A 1,877-nucleotide genomic window follows, 5' to 3' on the forward strand; every position below is an offset into this window, starting at 1 on the left:
GTGCGCCAGGCATGGCGCGTTGCGCGCAAGCGCAACCAGCTTGGCTGTGGTGGCCTCGCTGGTGACTTGGAGGTGAAAGTCCTCTACACACCCGGCAAGGGGAAGTGTTAGCCAGAGGCAAGGGTGTCGCGGGTGACCGCGAATCTGAAGGAAGCCCGAGGCAAAATGCTGGCCTGACGAACAGCAAGCGGATAGAGGCGGCGCAGCGGGGTAAAGGGGCGTGTTTCCCTAAAGCCCAATACTTGCACGGGACGCTGCGACGTAGATCCGACAGGCATAAGCAGGAAGGTCGCGCGAATTACCCTGGGAGATCTGCACGTTTGCCACAGTGCTACCGAGCGTCGAGAGGCGACGGGATGAACGTGCAGAAGTCAGCCGAGGCCGTAGTAAGTGGCGAATAACCCCGTCACCAAGGGCCGAACAAGTTATGCCGCCAGTAGGCGTCAAAGTCTCGTTGAATACCGAAATGCAGAAATTTCTCCAAGAGAAGACTGTTACTCCGAGTCCCGGACAGTATCCGAGGATGACGGCTGACAGCGCACAGGTATCGGCGGCGTCTGTGACGTGGACGAACGCGGAGCCGGACACGCTGATGGAGCGGGTGCTTGCACCGGCCAACCTTAGGCGTGCGTATCAACGTGTGGTCAGCAACAAGGGCGCACCGGGTGCCGACGGCATGACGGTCGACGACTTGGCGGACTACGTGAAACAGTATTGGCCGACCCTCAAGGTGAGGTTGCTGGCCGGCGAGTATCACCCGCAGGGTGTACGCGCCGTTGACATCCCCAAACCCAAAGGCGGAACACGGCAACTGGGTATTCCCAGCGTCGTGGATCGCTTGATCCAACAGGCACTGCTGCAACAGCTCACGCCAATCTTCGATCCTCTGTTCTCGGACTACAGCTACGGCTTTCGTCCGGGTAGAAGCGCTCACCAAGCCATCGAAACCGCTCGCGACCACGTGGCAGCGGGTCACCGCTGGTGCGTGGAGCTTGATCTGGAGAAGTTCTTTGATCGGGTCAACCACGATGTCCTGATGGCCTGCGTGGCGCGTCAAATCGAAGACAAGCGTGTGCTCGCGCTGATCCGTCGTTACCTCGAAGCGGGAACGATGTCGGGCGGACTCGTCAGCCGACGGCAGGAAGGGACGCCGCAAGGCGGCCCGCTCTCGCCGTTGCTGTCGAACATCCTGCTCAACGAACTCGACCGCGAACTGGAACGGCGAGGCCATCGCTTCGTGCGTTATGCCGACGACGCGAACATCTATGTGCGCAGTCAGCGAGCTGGCACGCGGGTGATGGCCGGTGTTGAGCGTTTCCTGAATCAGCGCCTGAAACTGACGCTGAACCGGGAAAAGAGCCACGTAGCACGGCCTTGGGTCTGCGACTATCTGGGTTATGGGATGAGCAGGCATCAGCAACCGAGGCTGAGAGTGGCGACGATGAGTCTGGGTCGCTTGCACGACCGGTTAAGAGACCTGCTGCGCGGGGCGCGGGGCCACAAGATGGCGAATGTCATCGAACGGATAAACCCTGTGCTACGCGGGTGGGCAGGCTACTTCAAGCTCAGTCAGAGCAAACGGCCACTTGAGGAAATTGACGGCTGGGTGCGGCGTAAACTTCGCTGCGTCGTCTGGCGTCAATGGAAGCGGCCCTCAACGAGGGCACGTAACTTGAAGCGCCTGGGGCTTAGCGAAGCTCGCGCCTGCAAATCAGCCTTCAATGGCCGAGGCCCATGGTGGAGCTCGGGAGCATCTCATATGAATCAGGCGCTGCCGAAGAAGCTATGGGATCAACTTGGGTTGGTCTCGGTACTGGATACGATAAACCGGCTTAGCCGCATAGCTTGAACCGCCGTATACGGATCCGTACGTACGG

Annotated in this window: 1 protein-coding gene; it reads left to right on the top strand. The window is 60.0% G+C overall.

Features of this window, described 5'->3' with window-relative positions; translation table 11 throughout:
- The first annotated feature begins 427 nt into the window (after nucleotides 1–427).
- The gene (ltrA, locus tag ACP7BN_RS27645; protein WP_426206972.1) at nucleotides 428–1,849 is read left to right on the top strand and encodes a group II intron reverse transcriptase/maturase; all 1,422 of its coding nucleotides are present in this window, start codon (nucleotides 428–430) and stop codon (nucleotides 1,847–1,849) included.
- The last annotated feature ends 28 nt before the right edge of the window (nucleotides 1,850–1,877 follow it).

Origin of the sequence: Pseudomonas sp. TWP3-1 (genome assembly GCF_049896625.1) — a bacterium.
Classification (GTDB): Bacteria; Pseudomonadota; Gammaproteobacteria; order Pseudomonadales; family Pseudomonadaceae; genus Aquipseudomonas.